The sequence below is a fragment of the Ruegeria sp. BF8 genome, from assembly GCF_056538625.1.
Genome location: NZ_JBQFTL010000006.1, coordinates 44,009 through 62,511, shown reverse-complemented (window position 1 = coordinate 62,511; position 18,503 = coordinate 44,009). Strand labels below are relative to the sequence as shown.

General features: G+C 61.2%; 21 protein-coding genes. 15 read left to right on the top strand and 6 right to left on the bottom strand.

The genetic code is table 11. The annotated features are described in order from the left end of the window. Positions 1-20: 20 nt before the first annotated feature. Positions 21-290 carry a hypothetical protein gene (locus ACR0LD_RS17800; RefSeq protein WP_141138530.1) on the top strand — a complete coding sequence of 90 codons (270 nt, stop codon included), beginning with the start codon at positions 21-23 and terminating at the stop codon, positions 288-290. Positions 291-364: 74 nt separating this feature from the next. Then, positions 365-778 (top strand): universal stress protein, encoded by a 414-nt coding sequence (locus ACR0LD_RS17795; protein ID WP_170361483.1) that lies wholly within the window; start codon positions 365-367, stop codon positions 776-778. On the opposite strand, the gene ACR0LD_RS17790 is transcribed toward ACR0LD_RS17795, so the two are convergent. Then, positions 775-1,110 (bottom strand): ArsR/SmtB family transcription factor, encoded by a 336-nt coding sequence (locus tag ACR0LD_RS17790; RefSeq protein WP_170361571.1) that lies wholly within the window; start codon positions 1,108-1,110, stop codon positions 775-777. The genes ACR0LD_RS17795 and ACR0LD_RS17790 overlap by 4 nt on opposite strands. A gap of 231 nt (positions 1,111-1,341) precedes the next feature. Here ACR0LD_RS17790 and ACR0LD_RS17785 point away from each other — a divergent pair, with 231 nt between their 5' ends. The 9 genes from ACR0LD_RS17785 to ACR0LD_RS17745 all read left to right on the top strand — a co-directional run bounded on the left by ACR0LD_RS17785 (position 1,342) and on the right by ACR0LD_RS17745 (position 7,865). Continuing rightward, the gene (locus ACR0LD_RS17785) at positions 1,342-1,674 is read left to right on the top strand and encodes an AtpZ/AtpI family protein (RefSeq protein WP_093965213.1); all 333 of its coding nucleotides are present in this window, start codon (positions 1,342-1,344) and stop codon (positions 1,672-1,674) included. 2 nt (positions 1,675-1,676) lie between these two features. Beyond that, positions 1,677-2,432: a F0F1 ATP synthase subunit A gene (locus ACR0LD_RS17780; protein ID WP_093965215.1), complete on the top strand. Its 756-nt coding sequence runs from the start codon at positions 1,677-1,679 to the stop codon at positions 2,430-2,432. Between the two features lie 69 nt (positions 2,433-2,501). Then, the gene (locus ACR0LD_RS17775; protein ID WP_005981269.1) at positions 2,502-2,726 is read left to right on the top strand and encodes a F0F1 ATP synthase subunit C; all 225 of its coding nucleotides are present in this window, start codon (positions 2,502-2,504) and stop codon (positions 2,724-2,726) included. Between the two features lie 86 nt (positions 2,727-2,812). Beyond that, a complete protein-coding gene (locus ACR0LD_RS17770) occupies positions 2,813-3,364 on the top strand; it encodes a F0F1 ATP synthase subunit B' (RefSeq protein WP_170372687.1) in 552 nt (183 codons plus the stop codon). A 5-nt stretch (positions 3,365-3,369) separates the two neighbouring features. After that, entirely contained in the window at positions 3,370-3,930 is a 561-nt protein-coding gene (locus ACR0LD_RS17765) for a F0F1 ATP synthase subunit B (protein WP_170367914.1), read from the top strand. 154 nt (positions 3,931-4,084) lie between these two features. Beyond that, on the top strand, positions 4,085-5,014 hold the full coding sequence (locus ACR0LD_RS17760) for a glycosyltransferase family protein (protein WP_480638287.1): 930 nt from the start codon (positions 4,085-4,087) through the stop codon (positions 5,012-5,014). A gap of 12 nt (positions 5,015-5,026) precedes the next feature. Then, positions 5,027-6,133 (top strand): DegT/DnrJ/EryC1/StrS family aminotransferase, encoded by a 1,107-nt coding sequence (locus ACR0LD_RS17755; protein ID WP_480638285.1) that lies wholly within the window; start codon positions 5,027-5,029, stop codon positions 6,131-6,133. A 14-nt stretch (positions 6,134-6,147) separates the two neighbouring features. After that, the gene (locus ACR0LD_RS17750; RefSeq protein ID WP_170367920.1) at positions 6,148-6,594 is read left to right on the top strand and encodes a GNAT family N-acetyltransferase; all 447 of its coding nucleotides are present in this window, start codon (positions 6,148-6,150) and stop codon (positions 6,592-6,594) included. Between the two features lie 53 nt (positions 6,595-6,647). Then, positions 6,648-7,865 carry a glycosyltransferase family 4 protein gene (locus tag ACR0LD_RS17745; protein ID WP_244952484.1) on the top strand — a complete coding sequence of 406 codons (1,218 nt, stop codon included), beginning with the start codon at positions 6,648-6,650 and terminating at the stop codon, positions 7,863-7,865. A gap of 3 nt (positions 7,866-7,868) precedes the next feature. Here ACR0LD_RS17745 and ACR0LD_RS17740 read toward each other — a convergent pair whose 3' ends face one another. Next, complete coding sequence (locus tag ACR0LD_RS17740) at positions 7,869-8,636, bottom strand: FCD domain-containing protein (protein WP_170367924.1); 768 nt, start codon at positions 8,634-8,636, stop codon at positions 7,869-7,871. A gap of 159 nt (positions 8,637-8,795) precedes the next feature. Between ACR0LD_RS17740 and ACR0LD_RS17735 the strand changes: the two genes are divergently transcribed. The 4 genes from ACR0LD_RS17735 (at position 8,796) to ACR0LD_RS17720 (ending at position 14,448) form a co-directional block, all read left to right on the top strand. Beyond that, positions 8,796-9,989 (top strand): aminotransferase-like domain-containing protein, encoded by a 1,194-nt coding sequence (locus ACR0LD_RS17735; RefSeq protein WP_480638283.1) that lies wholly within the window; start codon positions 8,796-8,798, stop codon positions 9,987-9,989. Positions 9,990-10,033: 44 nt separating this feature from the next. Next, positions 10,034-10,438 (top strand): hypothetical protein, encoded by a 405-nt coding sequence (locus tag ACR0LD_RS17730; RefSeq protein ID WP_170434859.1) that lies wholly within the window; start codon positions 10,034-10,036, stop codon positions 10,436-10,438. Between the two features lie 137 nt (positions 10,439-10,575). Further along, entirely contained in the window at positions 10,576-14,031 is a 3,456-nt protein-coding gene (locus ACR0LD_RS17725) for a chromosome segregation SMC family protein (RefSeq protein WP_480638281.1), read from the top strand. A 54-nt stretch (positions 14,032-14,085) separates the two neighbouring features. Next, entirely contained in the window at positions 14,086-14,448 is a 363-nt protein-coding gene (locus ACR0LD_RS17720) for a hypothetical protein (RefSeq protein WP_170367930.1), read from the top strand. A gap of 34 nt (positions 14,449-14,482) precedes the next feature. On the opposite strand, the gene ACR0LD_RS17715 is transcribed toward ACR0LD_RS17720, so the two are convergent. The 4 genes from ACR0LD_RS17715 to cobD all read right to left on the bottom strand — a co-directional run bounded on the left by ACR0LD_RS17715 (position 14,483) and on the right by cobD (position 18,381). After that, the gene (locus ACR0LD_RS17715; RefSeq protein ID WP_170367931.1) at positions 14,483-15,226 is read right to left on the bottom strand and encodes an FkbM family methyltransferase; all 744 of its coding nucleotides are present in this window, start codon (positions 15,224-15,226) and stop codon (positions 14,483-14,485) included. Positions 15,227-15,320: 94 nt separating this feature from the next. Beyond that, complete coding sequence (locus tag ACR0LD_RS17710; protein WP_480638278.1) at positions 15,321-16,484, bottom strand: lytic murein transglycosylase; 1,164 nt, start codon at positions 16,482-16,484, stop codon at positions 15,321-15,323. 14 nt (positions 16,485-16,498) lie between these two features. Continuing rightward, complete coding sequence (gene cbiB / locus ACR0LD_RS17705; protein WP_480638276.1) at positions 16,499-17,419, bottom strand: adenosylcobinamide-phosphate synthase CbiB; 921 nt, start codon at positions 17,417-17,419, stop codon at positions 16,499-16,501. Continuing rightward, the gene (gene cobD / locus ACR0LD_RS17700; protein WP_480638274.1) at positions 17,416-18,381 is read right to left on the bottom strand and encodes a threonine-phosphate decarboxylase CobD; all 966 of its coding nucleotides are present in this window, start codon (positions 18,379-18,381) and stop codon (positions 17,416-17,418) included. Before cobD ends, cbiB begins: the two co-directional genes overlap by 4 nt. Between the last annotated feature and the right edge of the window lie 122 nt (positions 18,382-18,503).

Here is an 18,503-nt window from a genome sequence, read left to right as displayed (position 1 = left end):
AACTCCGAAAGGACCGGAACATGCACAGATTGATTGCCTCGGCCACGCTAATGTTGGTTTTTGGATGTACGCAGGACACCGCCGACAATTCAACCCTTCAAGCCAGCTGCGAGGCATTGGTGGCTGCTGAGGCAAACCGGAGCCCCGCGGATGTCCAGGCTCTGTCTACAACTGCCGAACCGGCGGGAACCGTCACGCAGGTCGCAGTGGCCGGCGCTCAGGCACCCTGGCTGTGCCGCGCGGATCCCAGCGGCGTGGTCACAGGGGTCGAGTACAGCCAGCAAGGCTGATCCTCTTGGGTTGAGCCACATCAAGGGCCGGTTGTGTCAAACCCGCTAAGCTGTCGGCGTGAAAGGAGGGACTGATGTTCAAACACATAATGTTTCCCGTCGATCTGCATCTGCCACCCGAAGTGCGCAAGGCGGCCGAGGTTGCGGCACAAGTCGCCCGGTGGCAGGGGGCGCGGATAACCATCGTCAGCGTGACAAGCAATCAGCCCGGCGACCCCACGCAAACCGAATCCGCGATCAAGGACCATCTGTCCGATCTGGCGGACGAGTTGTCCCAAGCCAGTGGAGCGCAAGTTGATTTCCGCAACATTCATTCGGTGGATGTGGCGGTCGAAGTGGATGGTGACCTGGCCCGCACCGCTGAAGAGATCGGTGCCGACCTGATCGTGGTGGGCACCCATGCGCCGCGGATTACCGACTTTATACTGTCCAGTCATGCCGGATATCTGGCCAAACATGCCAGCATGTCGGTCTTCGTAGTGCGCTAGACCTCGTCCCCCGCGGAAAGCTGGTTTTCCAGGAACCGCTCGAACGCGTCCAGATTCACGGGTTCGAACTGCCCGAACCCTTGCATCCAAACCGAGGCCGCGCGCAACGCGTCGGGTTCCAGCTTGCACCATTTCACCCGGCCGCGCTTTTCCTGGCTGATCAGCCCGGCCCGGGTCAGGATCGTCAAGTGTTTTGAGATCGCCGCCAGTGACATCTCGAACGGCTCGGCCACGTCGGTGACGGCCATGTCATCCTCGAGCAGCATCGCCAGAATGGCGCGCCGCGTGGGGTCGGCCAGGGCCGCAAAGACGGTATCGAGGTCATCGGACATGATCCCGCTGAACCACAGCCGGAAAGTTTGGTCAACCATTTGGTTGAATATGCGGAATCCGGTGCTTCCAGCGGAATGGATTGCCAGTGACCCGATCGGCAGACAACGTGCTCCCTTAATATACATTAGAAAACAAAGGTTTAAGCTGCGCCAATTGGAGCCATCAACAGCGTTGACTCTGCGCGCGAGGCCGCATAGCAACTGCGCCAAGACTGTGCGAGGGAAACGCCCGTGACCGATGACGACCCAAAGCAGCGCCTGACGCAGCTTGAGGCCAAGATCGACGCGGCAAAAAAGGCCAAAGCGCCGAAACCTCGTGCGGACGCTGACATATCCGGGGGCGAGCTGGCCTGGCGGATGGTCATCGAGATGGTTTCCGGTCTGGGGATCGGATTTGGCATCGGGTACGGGCTGGACAGCCTGTTCGGGACGATCCCGATCTTCCTGGTGCTGTTCACATTGCTGGGCCTTGTCGCGGGCGTGAAGGTCATGCTCCGCAGCGCGCAAGAAGCTCAAGAGAAACAAGCGGCCTCGACACAGGCCGAGAAGGACGAGAGGGACTGAACGTGGCGACCGAGACCACCGCAGCAGAAGGCAGCAGCCTGGTTTTCCATCCGATGGACCAGTTCATCGTCAAGCCGCTTTTCGGCGGTGAGATGGCTTGGTACACGCCCACCAACGTGACCCTGTGGCTGTTCTTCGCGGTTCTGGCCATCATCGGCCTGCTGGTGCTCAGCACCTCGAAGCGCGCCATCGTTCCGACCCGTATGCAGTCGATCGCCGAGCTGGCATACGGATTCATCTACAAGATGCTGGAAGACATCTGTGGCAAGGAAGGCGTCAAATACTTCCCGTATGTCATGACCCTGTTCATGTTCATCGTCACAGCGAACTTCCTCGGCCTGATCCCGACCTCGTTCACTACGACATCGCATTTCGCGGTCACCATTCCGCTGGCGCTGGCCGTGTTCCTGACCGTGACCGTTCTGGGCTTTGTCAAGAACGGCGCCGGGTTCCTCAGCCTGTTCTGGGTGTCCAGCGCGCCGCTGGCGCTGCGCCCGATCCTGGCGATCATCGAGCTGATCTCGTACTTCGTGCGCCCGGTCAGCCACTCCATTCGTCTTGCAGGTAACGTCATGGCCGGCCACGCCGTGATCAAGGTTTTCGCCGGCTTCGCCGCGGTCGCCGTGATCTCGCCCGTGTCCGTTCTGGCGATCACCGCAATGTACGGCCTCGAGGTCCTGGTGGCCTTCATTCAGGCCTACGTATTCACCATTCTGACCTGTGTTTATCTGAAGGACGCTCTGCATCCGCATCACTGATCAGGGACGACCCTGAGCACAGGAACGATAACCCAAAATCGAAACTTCCAATTCGTAAGGAGAAACATCATGGAAGGCGATCTCGCACACATCGGCGCAGGCCTGGCAGCAATCGGTTCCGGCGCGGCCGCAATCGGGGTGGGCAACGTGGCCGGCAACTTCCTGGCCGGCGCTCTGCGCAACCCTTCGGCGGCTGCTTCGCAGACCGCAACCCTGTTCATCGGTATCGCATTCGCAGAAGCCCTGGGGATCTTCGCATTCCTGGTCTCGCTGCTGCTGATGTTCGCCGTATAATCTGCGGAACCTGATCCTTACGCGCAGGTGGGCCCAAGCCATAGCGGCCCACCTGTTGTAAAGACAACGTTCCGACGGAGGACATCATGGCGACAGAACCCATAGCTGCAGAAGCAGTCGGCAAATGCGTCGATTCCCATGGCTCGGCCATCGGGATGCCGCAGCTCTGTTTCGATTGGTTCCCCAACCAGATCTTCTGGCTGGTCATTACGCTGGTCGTCATCTTTCTGGTCCTGTCCCGCGTGGCCCTGCCGCGCATCGCGGCGATCCTGGCCGAGCGTCAGGGGACCATTACAAATGACCTGGCTGCGGCCGAAGACCTGAAGGCCAAGGCGGTCGAGGCCGAAGAGGCCTACAACAAGGCGCTGGCCGATGCCCGTGCCGAGGCTCAGCGGATCGCAGCCGAAGCGCGCGCCGAAATCCAGGCGGATCTGGATGACGCGATTGCCAAGGCAGATGCGGAAATCGCGGCCAAGGCGGCAGAATCGGAGAAGGCAATTGCCGAAATCCGTGCCGGAGCGCTGGAAAGCATTCAACAGGTTGCCAACGATACGGCGGCCGAACTGGTGACTGCGCTGGGCGGCGAGGCGGATGCCAAAACCATCAGCAGTGCCGTTAGCGCCCAGATGAAAGGATAAGTGAAATGCGGAATACACTTGCTCTTATCCTGACCGCAAGCTTCGCCAGCCCGGCGCTGGCCGCAAGCGGGCCGTTCTTCTCGCTGGCGAACACCGACTTCGTTGTGACGCTGGGCTTCATCGTCTTTATCGCGGTCCTGTTCTATTTCAAGGTTCCGTCGATGATCGGCGGGGCGTTGGACAACCGCGCCGAAGGCATCAAGGCTGAGCTGGACGAGGCCCGTGCCCTGCATGAAGAAGCGCGCAGCCTGCTGGCCTCATACGAGCGCAAGCAGCGCGAAGTGCAGACTCAGGCCGAAGCCATCGTGGCCGCGGCGAAGGAAGATTCGGTTCTGGCTGCCGAACAAGCAAAGGCGGATCTGGAGAAATCCATCGCGCGTCGTCTGGCTGCCGCACAGGATCAAATCGCATCGGCCGAGGCATCGGCGGTGAAGGAAGTGCGCGACCAGGCTGTTACTGCGGCCGTTGCGGCGGCCAAGTCCGTGCTTGCCAAGCAGATGACTGCGGCGCAAGCCAACAAGCTGATTGACGACGCCATTGCTGACGTAGGCTTAAAACTGCACTGATTTTGTCGCTGCCACGTCTTGAAAATGTCAATCCAGACGGCCCGCCAAATCGCGCGGGCCGTTTTCTAATTTGTGGGTAATAGTGGGAGTTGTTTACAAGTAGGGTCGCCGATAGAGTTGGCGCAACTTTCAATTTTTCCGATGGTACCCTTCAATGAAGCTTCTTGAAATTGCGCCGGATAAACTGGCCCCAATCTGTTTGTTTGCGTTCAATAGGCCGGACCACACCCGACAAACGCTTGCGGCACTTCGAGATTCTCCGCTGGCTGAAAGCAGTGATTTGACCGTGTTTGTTGATGGTCCGAGGGTTCCGGAAGAGGCGCGTTTGACGGGCGAAGTTGTGGATATTGTGGCCGAAGCGAAAGGTTTTCGCTCGGTCAAGTTGATCAGGCAGAGCACAAACCAAGGCCTCGCCAAATCAGTTATTGATGGCGTTACTATGATGCTAGATGAACATGAACAGGTGATTGTCCTAGAAGATGATATAGTTGTCTCGCCGCCTTTCCTCGAATTTATGAACCGATCCCTTGCTACGTTAAAATGCAGTGATCAGGTCGCCAGTATCAGTGGGTACTCTGAACCAATATCAAACATGCCTGAGGCCTATTTCTTGAGAAAGGGGAGTAGTTGGGGTTGGGCAACTTGGCGACGAGTATGGAACTGCGTGCAATGGGACGGGCAGGCGTTGTTGAGCGAGCTCGAGGCGTCGGGCCGTCTCAAAGACCTTGAGTTTGAAGCGAATTCAGGATTTCACAAGATGCTTGAAGATCAGGTTGCCAGCAAGAACAACTCTTGGGCAATTAGATTTTATGTTTGGTGCTTCCTGAACCAAAAATTGCACTTGCTTCCTGGAAGAAGTCTTGTGCAAAACATCGGTCATGATGGTAGCGGTACCCATTGTGGGAACTCTGAGTTCTGGAAAACGGAATTTGTGCGGGCGATGGCTATTGACGATCTAGATCTCAAACTGGAAGAGATGCCCGAGGTCTACCAAGCGCATGTCAGACGGTTTCAGGACGAATTTGGGGTTTTGGGTCAGAGAAAGCCTAAGCTCGGCCTCTTGCGCCGAGTTTTTTCAAGATAGGATTGTACAACAGTGATACCTGTAGCCATTCCAGACCTGAGCGGACTGGAAAAGGAATATGTCCAAGAGGCCTTGGATAGCACGTGGATCTCGTCCAGCGGCGCTTTTCTGGATCGCTTCGAAAGTGAGTTTGCGTCTCTTTGCCATGTCAAACATAGTTTGGCGGTCTGCAATGGAACCGTTGCGTTGCACCTTGCGCTGTTGGCGTTGGATGTGCGCCCGGGAGACGAAGTACTGGTTCCGTCGCTGACCTACATAGCGACTGCCAATGCAGTCAAGTATATGGGGGCGATGCCGGTATTTGTAGACGTCGATCCGGATACATGGTGTCTTGATCCTTCATGCCTAGAAGATGCCATCACTGCCAGAACGAAAGGGATTATCGCTGTCCATCTCTATGGGCATCCAGCCGATATGGATCGCATCAACCACATAGCCGGAGTTCATGGATTATGGGTTGTGGAAGACGCCGCCGAAGCGCACATGGCCGAATACAAAGGGCGCTGTGTTGGGTCAATGTCGTCGATTGCCACGTTTTCCTTCTTTGGCAACAAGGTTTTCACTTGCGGCGAAGGTGGAGCAATTACTCTCAACGACGATAACCTTGTCCTGCGCGCGCGCACCTTAAGGGGTCAGGGTGTTGACCCGGACCGCCGATACTACTTCCCTATTGTGGGTTACAATTTCCGATTGACAAATGTCGCGGCTGCGATGCTGTGCGCGCAGATCGAGCGATATCAGGAAATTTTGAAACGCCGTCAGGAAATTTTTGACTTGTACGAAGAGACTCTATCCGGGTGTGGTGGCGTCGGTTTTCAGCCGGTTGCGGATTGGGCGAAGCGGACGCCGTGGCTTTTCAGCATTACGATCGATCCATTGGAATTTGGCTGCACAAGAGATGAACTTGCTGAGATGCTGCTTGAAAATGGCGTGGACACGCGACCGTTTTTCTATCCGCTTCATAAGCTTCCACCCTACCGTGAGGGGCACGCTGGTAAAGAACCGCTAGTCGTGACCGAACGCTTGGCCGAGACAGGTTTGAACCTCCCAACCTATACAACAATGAGTGACGATCACGTCGAAACTGTTTGCCGTCACATACTGAACATTGCCAAATGAGAACTGAGTCGCGCGTGTTCAGAAATCTGGCATCAGATGACGTAGAGGCATTGCTTTCGTTCTTTCGCTCGCTGACCGAACAGGATCGTTGTTTTTTTCACCCACATCTCTTCGATGCAAAAACAGCCCAAGGCATCTGCCGCAATCCGGGAAAGGATATTTTTGCGGCTGGCTTCCAGTATTCCGACATAAAGGCCTACGGGATGTTGCGAGGATGGAATGACGGGTTTGAGGTGCCCCGGTTAGGAATTGCTACAGGTCCTTCAGCACGTGGCCACGGATGGTCAGACGGATTGATGGACTACCTACATCAGGCGGCGCGTGACGCGGGTGCTTCACGGGTGGAACTCAAAGTGGATGTTCGCAACAAAGCCGCCATAGCATTGTACCGGCGTCATGGATACCAGTTCCCCAAGAAGTTTCCGAATTCACCTGACACCATTGCCTGGAGGTCTCTGTAGTGCGCGTGTGCATAGATGCCAGAGCCGGCGGCGGTTGGGCCGGTGGCGTGGAGATGCTGATCATAGGGCTTGCTCAGGGATTTTCACAGTTAACTGATGGAGATGAACAGTACTTTTTCTTCACGAATCCCAACTCGGCTGATTGGCTAGAACCTTATCTGGGAAGGAATTGCCATTTGCTTCCGTCCCACCCGATGAAACCGAGTAAACAAAGGAATGTGTTTCAACGTAGCGCAGGGCGGGTTCGGTACTTCCTGCAGAAAACTCACGACAAGCGAGTGGCTAAAACCCTTGCTAGTCAGATGCAGGCGCCAGACGGAGTTTCGGGCAGCAACGGGCGTATTGAAGCGGCGAACATCGACATCGTGCACTTCACATTGCAGGAAGCCTTCGCCACTGAAATTCCGTTCATTTATCATCCGCATGATCTGCAGCACCGACACTTTCCAGAGTTCTTTAAGTCGGAAGAGATCGCTTGGCGGGACACTGTGTACAGATATTTCTGCGAGAAAGCACAACTGGTTTCGACCGTTTCATCATGGGTGAAGAAGGATGTAGTTGAAGCTTATGGGCTTCCTGGGGAAAAGGTCGCGGTTGTTCCTTTCGCGCCACCAAATCTTGGCTACCACGAGCCTTCTTCGTCGGATCTCGCGCGGGCGGTGGAGAAGTTTGATCTGCCATCGAGTTTTGCATTTTATCCTGCTCAAACTTGGCGCCACAAAAACCACATCCGTTTGATTGAGGCCGCTGCACGTGCCAAACATAGTGGAGCGCCTGACATGAATCTCGTTTTCAGCGGTCAGAAAAACAACTACTATCCAGCTATAGCTGCCAAGGTCGATGAACTTGGCATGGAAAAGAACGTCCGATTTGTCGGTTTTGTCACTCCTATCGAATTGCAAAGTCTTTATCGGCTCGCCAGATGCGTCGCGGTGCCGTCATTGCACGAAGCTGCTAGTTTCCCGATTTGGGAAGCATTTTCTGCAGGCGCGCCTGTGGTATGTTCGTCCGTTACGTCTTTGCCGGAACAGGTAGGCTCTGCCGCTGTTCTGTTTGACCCTCTCAACACAGAGCAGATGAGTGATGCTTTACTTACAGTTTGGTCTGATAGTGAACTTAGAAACGAACTGATCGCCAAAGGACGTGAGCGAGTCCGCCAATTGACTTGGTCAAGAACATGTCGTCAGTTCCGAGCGCACTATCGTGCAATTTTGAGAAGACGTTTGACCGCTGAAGATAAAGAGATTCTATCGGCACCTGCGGCGCTTTGATCGCTACTGTTCCACAACGTGCCCGAGACGCAGTCGCGCAATTGACTCATGTTTTTCGTATGTGATGCGTTCTGAGAAGGATTTCTCCACAAAGTCTAGGTGCTGCTGGATTGCGTGTCGGGACTCTATGGGGGCACGCGCCTGCAATGCCATGTTGATCGCACGGTGCTGATCCAGAATGGCTTCGCGGGTCGCGCGTTGTTGGAACATGATCTGACGGTTGTAGAACACGCCCTGCCGCAGCAGGTCGAACATCGACCGCATCATGTGCAGCATCACCACGTTGTGGCTGGCCTCGATGATCGCCATGTGGAACTGCGCGTCCAGATGGGCCTCGTCATCGGCCGCGTTGCGGGCATGGGCGGCCTCCATCTTGTCGAAGATCGCCTGGATCACCTTCAGGTCGCTGTCCGAGCCCAGCCGCGCGGCGCGTTCGGCCGCCAGACCTTCCATGTCGCGCCGGAACGACAGGTAATCGAACACGGCCTCGTCATGGCTGCTGAACAGACGGATCAGCGCTGGCGAAAAGGCCGAGCCCAGAACCTCGGCCACATAGATGCCTGACCCGGCCTTGGCGGTCAACAGGCCCTGCTCCTGCAGTTGCGAGATCGCCTCGCGCAGCGACGGGCGCGACACGCCCAGCCGATCGGCCAACTCGCGCTCGGACGGTAGGCGCTCACCGGGGCGCAGGATCCCGCGCAGGATCAGCAACTCGATCTGTTTGACGACGGCCAGGGACAGTTTCTCGGTCTGGACTTTCTGAAAGGGCATCGGATCATCGCTGAAAATTGGTCAAATCATATGACCACACATGCCGGGCCCGCGCAAGAACGGGCCGCGATCACATTGGCTGAAACACTAGGTCAGCATTATTGACTTTAAGCGCGGAGGTCATAGCGTCAGTCCGACCCAGCGGAGGAGGCTCGGCCCATGCACCAGTTATTTGCAACGCGCGCCGCGCGAATGAAGGCATCCGAAATCCGAGAGCTGCTGAAACTGCTGGATCAACCCGGCATCATTTCCTTTGCCGGCGGTATCCCCGACCCGGCGCTTTTTCCGGCCGAGGCGTTTTCTCAGGCATTCCAACAGGCGCTTGGGGCTGGCAGCGGCGCACAGGCGTTGCAGTATTCTGTGTCCGAAGGGTACATGCCGCTGCGGGAATGGATCGCCGGCCACATGCGCCAGATCGGCATCGACTGCGGCCCCGACGACGTTCTGATCACCTCGGGCTCGCAGCAGGCGCTGGACTATCTGGGCAAGCTGTTTCTGTCACCGGGCGACACGGCGTTGGTCGGATGGCCGACCTATCTGGGGGCTTTGGCGGCGTTCAACGCCTATGAGCCACGCTTTGACCGGTTGCGCGCAGGCGGCAACGCGGGCGCGGCGCAATACCGGGGCGCGGCGGGGCCGGGGGCGGTCAAATACGCGTATCTTTCGCCCGACTTTGCCAACCCGACCGGCGAGACCGTCGATCGGCAAGGGCGCGAGGCCCTTCTGGATCTGGCCGAAGAGTTGGACTGCGCCCTGATCGAGGACGGCGCCTATCAGGCTCTGCGCTATGACGGGCAGGCGATACCGCCGATCCTAGCGCTGGAACTGGCGCGGAAGGGCGATCTGCAAGCCTGCCGGACGATCTATTGCGGCAGTTTTTCCAAGACCCTGTCGCCCGGGCTGCGGGTGGGGTGGGTCGTGGCGGCGCGGCCCGTCATCGCGCAGCTTGTGCTGATGAAACAGGCCGCCGACCTGCATTCGGCCACCATCAACCAGATGGCCGTGCACCAAGTGGCCCAAACCTGTTTCGACAGCCACATCCCGAAGGTGCGCGCAACCTACCGTGCGCGCCGCGACGCGATGCTGGCGGCGTTGGACCGGCACATGCCCGAAGGTGTGCACTGGACCCGGCCCGAGGGGGGCATGTTCATCTGGCTGACCCTGCCGTCCGGCTCGGATGGCGCGCAACTGCTGGCCCGCGCGCTTGAGACGGTCAAGGTCGCCTTTGTGCCCGGTCAGGCCTTTCACCCCGATGGCAGCGGCGCCAACACGATCCGGCTGAGTTTCTCCAACTCGGACGAGGCTACGATTGCCGAGGGTATTGCCCGGTTGGGCGCGGTCCTGGGCGGCTGAGCGCGGGAAAGCTTTCGTTAACCATTTTGCCGCAAAGCTGCGGCATGATCCGGTTCTTCGCCTTGCTGGTGCTGGCCGGCTGCTCGGCCGGCACGCCCCATTTCCGCGACCTGCCCGCAACCCGCGTGGCCGTGAATGGCAGCGTCTTCGACGTGCGCCTGCGCGGTGACCTGGCCGAGGCGGTCCGCGTCAACAGCCAATATGCCCCGCGGCTGGGGCCGATCCGGGATCGGGCCGCATTGGCCATGGCGCAGGTCTCGGGCTGTCCGGTCGCCGACGTGTTGGGCGATGCGGCGGTGACCGTGGGCATCCTCGCCTGCGACCGCAGGGCGTCGGACCGGCTGCTGCTGGCTGCGGTCACGCCGACCAACTATGAATGCATTGACTTCGGAACCTATGACAGCGGGTCGGACACCGGGTATCAGGTGTTCGAGTGTTCGCCTTATTGACTCTGCGCAATTCCGCCCAAATCAGCAAGATATTGTGGATAACTCGGCTCAATATCCCATATCCTGCGCAACTGCGTTGACTCGCGGGCCTTCCCTTGTCCAGACTTTCAAGGAACGGGAATCATGGAAATCGGCCTTTGCGCTTCACCAAACTCAAACTCACCGGCTTCAAAAGCTTCGTCGACCCGACCGATCTGATAATTGCGGACGGGTTGACCGGTGTGGTGGGGCCCAACGGCTGCGGCAAGTCCAACCTGCTCGAGGCGCTGCGTTGGGTGATGGGCGAGAACCGCCCCAAATCGATGCGCGGCGGTGCGATGGAGGACGTGATCTTTGCCGGTGCCGCCACCCGTCCGGCGCGCAACTTCGCCGAGGTCGTCCTGACCATGGACAATTCGGAACGTCTGGCTCCGGCCGGGTTCAATGACAGCGACCAGATCGAAATCGTGCGCCGCATCACCCGCGACGTGGGCAGCGCCTACAAGGCCAACGGCAAGGACGTGCGCGCCCGCGACGTGCAGATGCTGTTCGCCGACGCCTCGACCGGCGCGCATTCACCCGCGCTGGTGGGGCAAAACCGGATCGCCGAGCTGATTAACGCCAAACCCCGCGCCCGCCGCCGCATTCTGGAAGAGGCCGCCGGTATCTCGGGCCTGTATCAGCGCCGGCATGAGGCCGAACTGAAGCTCAAGGGCACCGAGGCCAACCTGACCCGCGTGGATGACGTGCTGGAACAGTTGGGCACCCAGCTGGCGCAGTTGGCGCGGCAGGCCCGTCAGGCCGCGCGGTATCGTGAGATCGGCGAGCAATTGCGCCAGGCCGAAGGCATGTTGCTGTATCGCCGCTGGAAAGAGGCCGACATGGCCCGCCAGCAGGCCGAAGAGCGTCTGCGCGACCGCACCACCGAAGCCGCGCGCGCCGAGGCCGAGGCCCGCGCCGCCAGCGCGAAACGCGCCGAGATCGAAGAGACCCTGCCGCCGCTGCGCGAGGAGGAGGCCATTGCCGCCGCCGTGCTGCAGCGCCAGCAGGTGCAGCGCGATCAGCTGTCCGATCAGGAAACCCGCGCGCGCCAGACCATCGAAACCCTGACCGCCCGTATCCAGCAGCTGGGCCGCGACATCGAGCGGGAAACCGGTTTGAACCGCGACGCCGGCGAGATGATCGAACGGCTGGAATGGGAGGCCCGCGAACTGGCCAAGGCCGCCGGGGGCCATGACGACAAGCTGGCCGAAGCCGCCGAAATTGCCCGCGAAGCCGCCGCGGTTCTGCAGGAGCGTGAGGATCTGCTGGCGCAGGAGACCGAGGACACCGCTCGTCTGGTCGCGCGTCACCAATCGGCGCAGCGTCTGGTCGAGGACAGCCGCAAGACGCTGGCACGCTCCGAGGCCGAAGAGGAAAAAGCACGCGCGGCCGTTGCCGAGGCCCGCGCCGCACTGACCCGCGCCGACGAAGCGTTCGAGGCCGCGCAAGCCGCCGAGGAAGAGGCGCGCGAGGCCGCCGAAGCCGCCGAAGAAGCGCTGGCCGCCGCCGACGAGCTGCGCGGTGAAACGCAGGCGCGCGAGGCCGAGGCCCGCGCCCAACGCTCCGAGGCCGAGGGCGAGTTGGGCGCGATTCGGGCCGAGACCACCGCGCTGGCCAAGCTGGTCGAGCGCGACACCGCCGAGGGCGGGCAGGTGCTGGACCTGCTGCGGGTCGAGCCAGGCTTTGAAAAGGCGCTGGGTGCCGCGCTGGCGGATGATCTCCGCGCCCCGCTTGTCGAAGGCGATGGGCCGTCGGGTTGGGTGCAGGTGCCGGGCTATGACGCCGATCAGCCTTTGCCGGACGGGGCCGAGCCGCTTGCGCTACACGTCTCGGGTCCGGACCGTCTCAGCCGCCGTATCGCGCAGATCGGCCTGATTGACGCCGATCAGGGCGCGCGGCTGCAACCCTTGCTGAAACCCGGCCAACGGTTGGTGTCGCGCTCTGGCGATCTGTGGCGCTGGGACGGGTTCCGCGCCTGGGCCGAGGATGCCCCCAGCGCCGCGGCGCTGCGGCTCGAGCAGCTCAACAAGCTTGAGGCGCTGAAACAGCAACTGGCGCTGGTCGAAGCACAGGCCGACGGCGCCCGCGCCGCGCACGAGGCCCTGTCGCGGCAACTGGCCGAGGTGACAGAGGCCGACCGTCGCGCCCGCGAGGCCCGCCGCGCCGCCGATCAGCGCATGGCCGAAGCGGCCCGCGCGCTCAGCCGGGCCGAGGCCGACCGCAACCTGGCGCAGGGCAAGCTGGAGAACCTGACGCTTGCGGTCGACCGCCACAAGCAGGATGCGATGGCGGCCCGCGCCCAGCTGCGCGAGGCCGAGGCCGCGCTGGCCGAGCTGGGCGATCTGGACACCGCCCGTGCCCGGGTCGAGGACATCAAGCAGACGGTCGAGGCCGCGCGGATCACCATGCTGACGCACCGTTCGACCCATGACGAGCTGCGCCGCGAGGGCGAGGCCCGCACCCGCCGCGCACAGGAGGTGGCCAAGGACCTGAGCGGCTGGAAACACCGTCTGGAAACAGCCGAGAAGCGCATCGCCGAATTGGCCGAGCGCAAAGCCAGTTCCGAGGAAGAGCTGACCGAAGCGATGGCCGCGCCCGCCGAGATCGCCGAGGCACGCGAAGAGCTGAACGAGATGATCGAGGCCGCCGAGGCCCGCCGCGCCGAAGCCGCCGACAAGCTGGCCCAGGCCGAAGCGCTGCAACGCGAGGCCGTGCTTGCCGAGCGCGAGGCCGAGCGCAAGGCCTCGGAGGCGCGCGAAGCCCGCGCCGCGGCTGAGGCGCGGTTCGAGGCGGCCAAGGAAAGTGTCGCCGCCGCTGCCGAGCGCATCGCCGAGGATCAGCAACTGACCCCGAACCAGTTGTTGAACCAGCTGGACGTGAACCCTGACGACATGCCCGCCGCCGATGCCCTGGAAGCTGAGGTGAACCGCCACAAGCGCCAGCGCGACGCGATGGGTGCGGTGAACCTGCGGGCCGAGGAAGACGCCAAGGAGGTTCAGGAGGAGTTCGACACGCTCAACAGCGAGAAATCCGATCTGGAAGAGGCGATCAAGGCGCTGCGCAGCGGCATCGCCAGCCTCAACCGTGAGGGCCGCGAGCGCCTGCTGACTGCATTCGAACAGGTCAACGCGAACTTCGCCATGCTGTTCAAGCATCTGTTCGGTGGCGGCGAGGCCAACCTGGTGATGGTCGAGAGCGACGACCCGCTGGATGCGGGGCTCGAGATCATGTGCCAGCCGCCGGGCAAGAAGCTGTCGACCCTCAGCCTGTTGTCGGGCGGGGAACAAACCCTGACTGCCACCGCGCTGATCTTCGGCGTGTTCCTGGCCAACCCCGCGCCGATCTGCGTGCTGGACGAGGTTGATGCGCCGCTGGACGATGCCAACGTGACCCGGTTCTGCGATCTGCTGGACGAGATGTGCCGCCAGACCGACACGCGGTTCCTGATCATCACCCACCACGCGGTGACTATGGCGCGGATGGACCGTCTGTTCGGCGTGACCATGCAGGAACAGGGCGTCAGCCAACTGGTCTCGGTCGATCTGAAGAAGGCCGAGCAGATGGTCGCCTGACCGCTCACTGCAACGTTATTCCGCGATCGGGCCGGGCCGGGCTAGGCTGGCTGCATGAAACACGTGTTGCTGATCGCCGCGGCCTGCGCCGCCTCGCCGCTCTGGGCTGCCGAATGGGCTGTACGCCCCGGTGATATCCCCCTGAGCCCCGCTGAACTGAACGCGCTGGCCGGGCGAACGCTGACTTTCTATGACGACGGGCAGTCGAAATACTCGGTCGGTGGGGCCTATTCCTATACCTATTCGGCGGTCAATGGCGGCGGAACGGCCTTCGGAACCTACAGAATCGCCGCTGATGGCAGCATCTGTGTGCAGTACCGCAACGGGTTCGACCGCTGCGATCTGTACGTGCGCAACAGAGATCGGCTGATCCTGATCACGGAAAAAGGTGAACGTTACCCGGTGCGACCCGACTAAGATGAAGAATTGAAACGGATGGCTTGGAAAGCGCTCAACTGTCCGGATCGCCCAGCCATTCGTGCGGAACACCGATGTCCGGTCGATTCTTTTGATGCAGCACATCCAATTCGTGCGGAAGAGTGGTGATCGGCTTTTTCGAACGCACACGATCATTGCGGATGAAAGTTGCCTCGACGACTCTGGGAAATTCAACGTCATCGATACAGACGGTACCTGCGGCGTTGTTCGTATGTAGATGGGCGTTGGTAAATTCTGCGGCCATGGCGCGAAGAAATGGCTCTGCCCTGGCGAAAAAATTCGGTTTCATAAGGATCGAGGGGATCCGGTGCAGTTCAATGACGATGATCCGGAACCTTTTCAAGTATTCGGAAGGCAAAGCGGCAATCGCGGCATATTCTGCCCCCTCGATGTCCATCTGCAGGATCAAGTCACCAGACCGCGGGGCAAACTCGTCCATCCAATCGCGCAGAGAAATAAAATCACCCTTCGTCTCGGGGCCGACAAATTTCTTGCGGAAGATCGCGCCAGGGACCGGTTCCGCCGGAGCGTCAACCGAAGCGTCGGCCATGAACGATGGGATCGACCTTTTTGCCAGATCGTATTCGAATGTTGATTGAATGGAGACGCCAGGGGAAAAGCAGGCGCGGATCCCATTGAAGTCATTGGGAACCAGGTAACCGCCATCGCCGAATGCGCCTACCCTGATCAGTTCGTGGCCAGTGTCGTAGGGGCGCAATACGTCGGCTATCAACTGTCTGCGGAGATTGAGTGTCACGTTTCGCCTCAACCGGATGGTCCAATTGTCCAACAGTATCCATTGCCCGCATCGGGAGCAAACGACAGATGTCGATTTTGGTCTGATGGAGATTTCATAGCCGGTTCAGCAAATCAACCGTCGGCCAGGCATCTGCGGGCAGGCCCAGCCGGGCTTGCTCAGCCTGCACTGCGGCCCGCGTTCCGTACCCCAAGATGCCGTCGATCTTGCCCACGTCGTAGCCGCGCGCCTGCAGTTTCGCCTGCAGCTGTTTCATCTGGGCACCGGTCAGGCCTGGATCGGGGTTGCCCGCAGAATAGACTTGTGCGCCTTCGAGACGCGTTCCGAAATAGGCAGCGGTCAGGACATAGACAAAGCTTTGGTTCCACTCGAAATAGACATCGAAATTCGGATAGGCCAGAAAGGCTGGCCCCTTGCGCCCCTGCGGCAGGATCAGCGAAGCCGGCAGGTTGGCCAATGTCCCGCTGCGCGCCTGCACGCCCATCGCCTGCCAGTCTGACACCGGGCGCGGTTTGCCCGGCCCGCTCAGCGACCAGTCCATCTGTGCGGGCACGGTGACCTCCTGCAGCCAGGGCTGACCGGGCTGCCAGCCCAGATGAGACAGCATCTTGCCACCCGACATCAGCGCATCGGGGGCCGAGGTTTTCAGCCGCACATGCCCGTCGCCATCACCGTCCACGCCGTTTTCCAGAATGTCGCGGGGCAGCATCTGCACCATGCCGATCTCGCCCGCCCATGCGCCCGTGGTGCGGTTCGGGTCGAAATCGCCGTTCCGGAACAGCTCGATCGCGGCGAAGATCTGCGGCCGGAACAGCTCGGGGCGGCGGCAATCATGGGCCAGCGTCACTAACGCATTGCGGGTGTTGAAATCGCCCTGGAACGCGCCGTAATCCGTCTCGAACGCCCAGAAGGCCAACAGGACCCCGCGCGACACGCCGTATTCGGCCTCGATCCGGTCGAACACGGCGTCGTATTTCTGTGCCATCGCCTGGCCGCGCCTGATCCGATCCTGCGAGATCAGGCGACGCGAGAATTCGATGAACGGTTTCTGGAATACGCCCTGCGCGCGGTCGGCCTTCAGCACCTTGGAGTCCTGTTGCACACCTTTGAAGAACGCATCGACCGTGGCCGTATCGAAACCCTGCTGTACCGCTTCGGCCTTCAGTCCGCGAACGAAGGCGTTGAAGCCGCCGCCGCATTGGGCAAGGGCAGGGGCAGCGAACAGGCAAGCGGCCACAAGGCCCGAGACAAAGCGCATGACGAAAACCATCCTCAGAAAACCGTGTTCAGACCAACCCACACCGTCAGCCCCGCCAACGCAAGCCCCCAAACCTGCCAAAGCATTCCACATGCGCGGAAAACCTCCGTTGCGCCGATCGTGCGCCGGGCTTCGCCGTTGACCCAGGCCAGATCGCGCATCTGCCCGTCATAGCTGCGCGGCCCGGCCAATGCCACGTCCAGTGCGCGGGCCATGGCGGCCTCGGGCCAGCCGGCATTGGGCGAGATGTGGCGCTGTGCGTCCGCGACGATGGCCCGCCATTGGCGCCACTGCCCCGACAGGGCCACGATCATCAGGCAAGTCAGCCGCGCCGGGATCAGGTTCAGCAGATCGTCCAGCCGGGCGGCGGCCCAGCCGAAGTCTCGGTACGTGTCGTTGCGGTAGCCGATCATGCTGTCGGCGGTGTTCACCGCCTTGTAGACCAGGAGCCCCGGCAAGCCGCCCAGCAGGAACCAGAAGGCCGGGGCGATCACCCCGTCGCTAAGGTTCTCGGCGGCGCTCTCGATGGCCGAGCGCGCCACCTGTGCCTCGGTCATCTGCGAGGTGTCGCGTGACACGATCATCGCCACCGCCGCGCGGCCCTCGGGCAAGGATTGCCGCAGCGCGACGCCCACGGTGCGGACATGCGCCACCAGAGAATTCTGTGCCAACAGGATCGCGCAGACCACGACCTCGACCACCCAGCCAAGCCACGCCAGCGCCGCACCGACCACCCAGCCGCCCAAGACCAGTAGAAGGGCGACGAGCACGCCCTTGGCCCGCCGATGCTTGCCGTGATTCAGGCGGCGGTCCAGCCAGGCGATGGCGTTGCCCATCAAAACCGCCGGGTGCCGCAGGCGCGACCACAGCCAGTCGGGCTCGCCCAATGCGGCGTCCAGCAGCATCGCCAGGGCCAGCGTCAGGGCGGTGCTCACAGCGCCGCCTCGAGCCGCGACCAACCATGCTCGGGCGGCAGGCCCAGCCGCAGGAACCGATCGGAATAGGGGAAGATGCGGCTCCAGATATGGGCCTGTGCCAGCCGGTCCTGCCAGGCGGCGGCATCGTCCACTTCGTACAGGCGGAACAGCGTGGCGCCGCCGACCAAATGCGCGCCCTTGCCGGTCATCAGCGTATCCAGCCGTTCCGTATCACGGGCCAGTCGCGCGCGCGTGGTTTCAGCCCAGGTCGTGTCATTCAGGGCCTGCGCGCCGATGCGCAGGGCCGGGCCGGACACCGCCCAGGGGCCGGTCAGATCGTTCAGTCGCGCGATCAGGTCGGGATGCCCGATGGCAAAGCCCAGCCGCAGGCCCGCAAGGCCCCAGAACTTGCCAAAGCTTTTCAGGACGATCACGCCGGGGCGCTGGGACAGGCTGATCAGCGAGGCATCGGGCGTCACGTCGCAAAAGCTTTCGTCGATCACGGTCAGCGGCGCATGGGCGTCCTCGGCCTGCCAGATCCGGCCGTCGGGATTGTTGGGATGCACGATCACCCGCGCTTGCGCCGGGCCGTCGGGCTGCACCGTCCAGCCCTGCGCGGCAAAGGCGGCGGCGTGTTCGTTGTAGGTGGGCATGGTGATCTGGACCGCACCGACGGGGGCCAGCGCCGGGATCCGCGCGATCAGGGCCGAGGCCCCCGGTGCGGGCAGGATTGCCGCGCTCTCCGGCACCCCCCAGAAGCGACGGGCCGCATTGCTGAGCCGGGCAAAGGCCCCGTGATCCGGCAGGGCGGTCCAGTCGTCAGACGAAAGCCCCTCGACAGGGTAGGGTTGCGGGTTGATCCCGGTCGACAGGTCGATCCAATCGCCTCGCTCGCCGCCATGACGGGCAATGGCGTCGTCCAACCCACCGCCGTGGTCACGCTTGCCGCGCGGGTTCAAGTCGTCAGTGCGGTCAGTCATGCCGGAATCGTCCAAAACGCCGAAATTACCCCGCTTCAAGCGGATTTACGCCGTTTTTACAAGCAAATCCGGTTCATAGAGGAGCGCTGGAGCGACCGTTAACCCTTTGTTAACGAAATAAC